4 protein-coding genes are annotated in these 7,016 nt (G+C 39.5%); 3 read left to right on the top strand and 1 reads right to left on the bottom strand.

Annotated features, from left to right (window positions below; genetic code table 11):
- Nucleotides 1-176 precede the first annotated feature (176 nt).
- Nucleotides 177-785 carry a superoxide dismutase gene (locus FNW07_RS01160; RefSeq protein ID WP_126742195.1) on the bottom strand — a complete coding sequence of 203 codons (609 nt, stop codon included), beginning with the start codon at nucleotides 783-785 and terminating at the stop codon, nucleotides 177-179.
- A gap of 258 nt (nucleotides 786-1,043) precedes the next feature.
- On the opposite strand from FNW07_RS01160, the gene FNW07_RS01155 reads away from it, so the two are divergent.
- The 3 genes from FNW07_RS01155 to FNW07_RS01145 all read left to right on the top strand — a co-directional run bounded on the left by FNW07_RS01155 (nucleotide 1,044) and on the right by FNW07_RS01145 (nucleotide 6,968).
- Entirely contained in the window at nucleotides 1,044-4,196 is a 3,153-nt protein-coding gene (locus tag FNW07_RS01155; RefSeq protein WP_126742194.1) for an exodeoxyribonuclease V subunit beta, read from the top strand.
- A 50-nt stretch (nucleotides 4,197-4,246) separates the two neighbouring features.
- Entirely contained in the window at nucleotides 4,247-5,440 is a 1,194-nt protein-coding gene (gene kbl, locus FNW07_RS01150; protein WP_126742193.1) for a glycine C-acetyltransferase, read from the top strand.
- Between the two features lie 121 nt (nucleotides 5,441-5,561).
- Nucleotides 5,562-6,968 (top strand): OmpA family protein, encoded by a 1,407-nt coding sequence (locus FNW07_RS01145; protein WP_126742192.1) that lies wholly within the window; start codon nucleotides 5,562-5,564, stop codon nucleotides 6,966-6,968.
- Nucleotides 6,969-7,016: the final 48 nt, after the last annotated feature.

The raw sequence follows: 7,016 nt of genomic DNA, 5'->3' as shown, positions 1-7,016 counted from the left end.
TCTTTCAGTATAGATTTGTTTCACCATAGCATTAGTAGGTAAAGTTTATGGTAGATTTGGGGCAAAAAGGGTGGAAGCGATTCCACCTTTTTTATTGGGACAAAGTCAAGAAAACCAAACATAAAAAAAAGCGCCGGGAATTTTCCCGGCGCTTTTTTATTTAAACAATAAAAATCTTATTTCTCCGATGCATATCTTCTCGCCACTTCCGTCCAATTGATCACATTGAAGAAAGCTTCAATATAATCCGGTCTTCTGTTTTGGTAATTCAAATAATAAGCGTGTTCCCAAACATCCATTCCTAAAATTGGAGTTCCGCCACAACCTGTGCCCGGCATCAACGGATTGTCCTGGTTCGGAGTTCCGCAAACGTCCAGTTTACCCCCTTTTTGAACACAGAGCCAAGCCCATCCGGAACCAAATTGAGTAGCACCTGCTTTGGAAAATTTAGCTTTGAATTCTTCAAATGTCCCGAAATCCCTTTCGATGGCTTCCATCAAATCTCCGGTTGGTAGTCCCCCGCCGTCGGGTGACATTACCGTCCAGAAAAGATTATGATTGTAATAACCACCACCATTGTTACGGACCGCCGCATTTTTCATGTCGAGGTTAATCAGGATATTTTCAATAGTTTTGCCATCCGTATCCGCTCCTGTAAGCGCAGCGTTCAAATTGGTGGTATAAGCATTATGATGTTTTGAATGGTGAATTTCCATCGTGCGCGCATCAATATGTGGTTCTAATGCGTCATACGCATACGGTAATGTCGGTAATTCGAAAGCCATAGTATAGGTGTTTAAATGATTTATAAATATTTTATTCAAATTTAAACATTTAACTTTGGAATTGAAATACTACCTTGTTATAATTTACCTAAATAATCTGAAATATCTTATTTTTAGTGAATTGTGAGGGTCGTTTTCAGGAGCTGTTTCCTGCTGTCCGCTGTATCTTTTGTACCGAACCCCGGCCCATAAGGATGCCGCTTACATCAGGGCTAAACCCTCCGAAATAAGATTTAGGATTTAATACAAGACAACAAAATGCAAAGACCTTCCTTCTCCATATACGACGCATCGGCCGGCTCCGGAAAAACGTATGCCCTTGTCAAAGAATACCTCAAAATCATTCTTGTTGCCCATAAAAATGATGCGTACCGTCACATTCTCGCCATTACGTTCACCAATAAAGCGGTGCACGAAATGAAAAGCCGGATTGTCGGCAGCTTATCCGAATTTGCCAAAGACGAACCGAGTTCGAAAGCTTCCGATTTAATGAACCATTTGTCGGGAGATACCGGACTGTCATTGCCCCAGATCAAAGCCAAATCCCAAAACATCATCAAGCACATCATTCATAATTATGCTGCCTTTGATATTTCCACGATTGATAAATTTACCCACAAGGTCATTCGGGCTTTTGCACACGATTTGAACCTGCCAATGACTTTCGAGGTAACACTCGATACCGAAAATTTGCTAATTGAAGCCGTCGACGCCATTATTGCACAAGCCGGGGAAGATGAAACGCTGACCAAACTGCTGATCGATTTCACGATGGAAAAAACCGACGATGACAAAAGTTGGGACATCTCACGGGAAATACTCGAAACCGGCCGCCTGGTTTTAAACGAAAATAACCGAAACGAAATCGTTCACTTCCGCGAGAAATCCATTGGGGAGTTCGTCGATATCAAAGTCAATTTGGCGGAAGCCTGCAAAGTTTTGGAAAAAGAGAGCATCGTTTTTGGTAATGAGGCAATGTCATTACTCGAAAAAAACGGAATCGATCTAAAGTCATTCTCAAGAGGCACTTTTCCAAATCACATTGTCAGCATTCAAACCGGGAAATTCAACCCAAAAAATAAAACCTTTCACGAGTTTGATCATGTAGCCATTAACAAAACCGCTGGCGACCGCTCAATTATCGAAGACATTATTCCCGAGTTGCTGGAAATCCTGGGAAGCGTCTATAAAAATTACGAGAAAAGTGATTTCTATAAAGCTTTCCTAAAAAACATCACGCCGCTTTCGCTGCTCAATACCGTGAGTAACGAATTAAATAAAATCCAGAAAGAGCAAAACGTTCTTTCGATTAGCGAGTTTAATGCGATTATCCATCGCGAAATCCAAAACCAGCCTGCCCCATTTATCTATGAACGATTGGGCGAGCGTTACCGCCATTTTTTTATCGATGAGTTTCAGGACACTTCCGAAATGCAGTGGCAAAACCTGATTCCGCTAATTGACAATGCGCTTTCCGGCCAGGATGATTTTGGGGTCAAAGGATCGTTAATGATTGTCGGCGACCCGAAACAATCTATCTATCGTTGGCGTGGTGGGAAAGCGGAACAGTTTATTGAATTGAGTAAAGATCAGAATCCTTTCAATAATCCGGATAAAAAACTGGAAACGCTGGATAAAAATTACCGCAGTTATTCCCGGATAATTGAATTCAACAATGATTTTTTCCAAATGCTGTCCAATGAATTTGCGCATGTGGATTACAAGGATTTATATGAAAACCACAGCACGCAGAATACCAATGAAAAAACGGGCGGCTATGTAAATATTTCCTTTATTCCACCGGTTCTGGATGTAGAGGATCAGGATGAAACGCTTGGTAAAACCGAATTATATCTGCTAACGACTTTACATACCATTCAGAAAGTCAAGCAACAGGGATTCCAATATAAGGACATCGTGATTCTTACTCGAAAACGCGACCAGGGAATTGCAATAGCCAATTATCTGACAGAGCAGGGCGTTCCGTTGCTTTCATCGGAAACGTTGATGATTCAGAATGCGACGGAGGTCCGGCTGATTATTCATTTGCTGCGCTATTTAAAAAACCACGCTGATTTAGAGGCAAAAGCACATTTTCTCCATTATGTGGCGCAAAATGTGCAACATAAAATACCGGTTCATGATTTTATTGCCGAAGGAATGGCGGCCAAAGATGAAACGATTTTCGAGGACTGGCTGATGAGTTTTGATATTTCGCTTTCTTTTCAGAACATCCGAAAAAAATCGCTGTATGAAGCAGTCGAAACCATTATCTCTAAATTCATCAATCCCAAAAGTAACAACGCCTATGTGCAATATTTTTTGGATATCGTTTTGGAACGCGATGTGCGGAACCAAGCCGGAATTTCAGACTTTCTAAACTACTGGGATAAAAACGGTGAAAAATTCAGCATTCCATCGCCGGAAGGTAAAAATGCGGTGCGGATTATGACCATTCACAAATCAAAAGGATTGGAGTTTCCGGTGGTGATCATGCCTTTCGCCGAAGAAGATTATGCCAGAAAACCAAAAGACCGATTATGGCTCACCACGGAAGATGAAGTATTTGGGCTGCCTAAAGTTTTGATTGATAATAGCAGTGCCGTCGAAGGATTCGGGGAAGACGCCGTTTTGGTTTACAACCAGAAAAAACAGGAAGACTTATTGGATAACATCAATGTGTTGTATGTGGCATTAACCCGTTCGGAAGAACAGTTGTATATCATTTCTAATATGAATTTTACATCCAAAGGTGAAGTGAAGACTAATAATATGTCGACCTTCTTTATCGATTATTTGGCAGGCAAAGGATTGTTTGATCAAAATATACTGCAGTATGAATTTGGAAATCCGGTCAAATTATCTAGCGATAATCATGAAGATTCCGCATTGAAAATGATTCCGCTTGTCAGTGAAATCCTGAATCCAAAAAATATAAAGATTGCCCAAAAAGAAGCGCTGATGTGGGGCACACATCAACAGGAAGCTATCGAATATGGTAACGTGATTCATGAAATATTGTCTTTTGTCAAAATCAAAAAAGATGTCGACCTCGCAATTATCAAATCAATTGAAAGCGGTTTGATTACCTTCAATCAAAAAGATACAGTATATAGGACAGTGAATGAAATTGTCAACCATTTGGAATTGGAAAATTATTTTGCAGAAGGTAACGAAGTATTGAACGAACAGACCATTATTCAAAAAGAAGGAAAAACGATTAAGCCCGACCGGATAGTACTGGCCAAAAACAACGAAGTTTTGCTGTTGGATTATAAAACCGGAATACATCAAAGCAAATATCAATTTCAATTGGAAAATTACCAACACGCCATTGAATTAATGGGGTTTAAAGTGACAAAAAAAGCCCTCATATATATAGGGGAACAAATCAATGTAGTAAATTTGTAAACTGAAAAATTAAAGAAAACATAACTGACTAAAAATAAATACTGCCTAAAATGTACGGAAAAATCAAGGAATACCTGCAATCAGAATTGGATACAATACAGGACAATGGAATTTTCAAATCGGAAAGAATTATCACTTCCCCTCAAGGAGCGGAAATTACGATTTCAACCGGAGAAACTGTTTTAAACTTTTGCGCGAATAATTATTTAGGGTTATCCTCGCACCCGGAAGTGATTCAGGCGGCAAAAGACGCTTTGGACACACACGGTTTCGGAATGTCTTCGGTTCGTTTTATATGTGGAACGCAGGATATTCATAAAACATTGGAAAGAAAGATCGCCGAATTTTACGGTACCGAAGATACTATCCTTTATGCTGCGGCTTTTGATGCCAATGGCGGGGTTTTCGAACCTTTATTAGGTGAGAACGATGCGATAATTTCCGACAGCCTGAATCATGCTTCAATTATTGATGGTGTTCGTTTGTGTAAAGCGGCCCGCTATCGCTATGAAAACAGCAATATGGAGGATTTGGAACAGCAACTGATTAAAGCCAATGAAGCAGGAACAAGATATAAGTTAATCGTAACCGATGGCGTGTTCTCCATGGATGGTGTCGTGGCTCCGCTGGATAAGATCTGTGATTTGGCCGATAAATATGATGCGATGGTGATGGTGGATGAATGCCATGCTGCCGGTTTCATAGGCGCTACTGGAAAAGGGACGCTGGAAGCTAAGGGGGTAATGGGAAGAGTCGACATCATTACAGGAACATTAGGAAAGGCTTTAGGCGGCGCAATGGGCGGATATACGACAGCCAAAAAGGAAATTATTGAAATTTTGCGTCAACGTTCCCGACCGTATTTATTTTCTAACTCACTGGCTCCTGCCATTGTAGGGGCGTCGATAAAGGTTTTTGAGTTATTGGAAAAAGACACCACACTACGGGATAAATTGGAATGGAATACCAACTATTTCAAAGCTGGCATGAAAAAGGCCGGTTTTGATATTATTGATGGCGATTCTGCAATTGTTCCGGTAATGTTATATGATGCTAAGTTGTCCCAGACGATGGCAAATGAACTTTTAAAGAAAGGGATTTATGTAATTGGATTCTTTTTTCCGGTGGTTCCAAAAGATAAGGCACGAATCCGAGTTCAGCTGTCAGCCGCACATACCACTGCACATTTGGACAAAGCGATAGCTGCATTTACTGAGGTTGGGCAGCAGCTAAAGGTTATATAATTATAGGTTAAGTGTTATATAATTATGGATTTAGTTAAATTTTTTAACATTTAATTTTGTAGTTAAAAATTTACGTGTTACTTTTGTTTTAATAATATAATGTAAACTAACAAAATTAAGTATGAAACATCTTAACAAATTAATGGCTGTTATATGCCTGTTTGTTGGTCTTAGCTCACAAGCTCAGGACAGTAACAACCCATGGGCATTGACATTCGGGGCAAATGCGGTAGACACTAGAATTAGTGCAGCTTCAAGTATTGAAGATCAATTTGGACAATATTTTGACGCAAAAGACAACTGGAACATTATTCCTTCAGTTTCTTATTTGAAAGTTTCGAAGTATGTAGGAAACAATTTCTCGTTTGGAGTAGTTGGATCTGTGAACAAAATTTCGAGATTCGTTAACGAACGCGTTGATCCATCATGGGATTATGTAGTAACAAATCCTGGAAATTTGGCTTATTATGGAATTGATGGGGTTATTAACTATAGCCTTATGAACTTAATGAAATCTAAAGTTATCGATCCTTCTATCCACATTGGTGGAGGTTATACTTTTATGGGTGAAGCTAGCGCTGGAACTGTAAATGGAGGTTTAGGTTTGACTTTTTGGTTTACTGAGCAAGTAGGTCTTTCTTTATCGTCTACTTACAAACATTCATTTGATGACACAAGAACTCCAGATGTAGATGTTGCTTCTCATATGCAGCACTTTGCTGGTCTTACTTTCAAATTTGGTGGTAAGGATACAGACGGAGACGGTATTTATGACAAAGATGATGCTTGTCCAGAAGTTGCTGGTTTAAAGCAATTCAACGGTTGTCCTGATACGGATGCTGATGGTATTCAAGATAGTGCTGATGAGTGTCCAAATGATTTTGGTTTAGCTGCATTAAACGGTTGTCCTGATACTGATGGAGACGGAATCGCTGATAAAGATGATGCTTGTCCTGAAGTTGCTGGTCCTGTATCTATGAAAGGATGTCCAGATGCTGACGGTGACGGTGTTGCTGATAAAGATGACAAATGTGTTACTGTAAAAGGACCAAAAGAGAACGCAGGTTGTCCTTGGCCAGATACTGACGGTGACGGTGTATTAGACAAAGATGATAAATGTATTGACGTTAAAGGAACTGTTGCTAACGCTGGTTGTCCTGAAGTAACGGAAGAGGCTATCAAAAAATTGAATGCTTACGCTAAAACGATCTTGTTTAACTCTGGAAAAGCTACTTTCAAAGCACAGACTATCCCAGTTTTACAATCAATTGTTGCAATCTTAAAAGAATATCCTTATTCAAGATTCATGATTGAAGGTCATACAGATTCTGATGGTACAAATGAATTGAACCAAACATTGTCTGAAAACAGAGCTGCTGCAGTTAAGAATTTCTTAATTGAAAACGGAATCGCTGCTGATAGATTAAATTCAGCTGGTTATGGTGAAACTAAACCAATTGATTCAAATAAAACAGCTAAAGGAAAAGCTAACAACAGAAGAGTTGAAGTGAATCTGATTAAGGAATAATTTATTTCAAATATTTATAGAAAACGCCTCGATTTATCGGGGCGTTTT

It is taken from the genome of Flavobacterium sp. GT3R68 (assembly GCF_007109225.1).
Lineage (GTDB): Bacteria > Bacteroidota > Bacteroidia > Flavobacteriales > Flavobacteriaceae > Flavobacterium.
The sequence above is the reverse complement of the archived record's forward strand: the minus strand, read 5'-3'. Positions and strand labels throughout refer to the sequence as shown.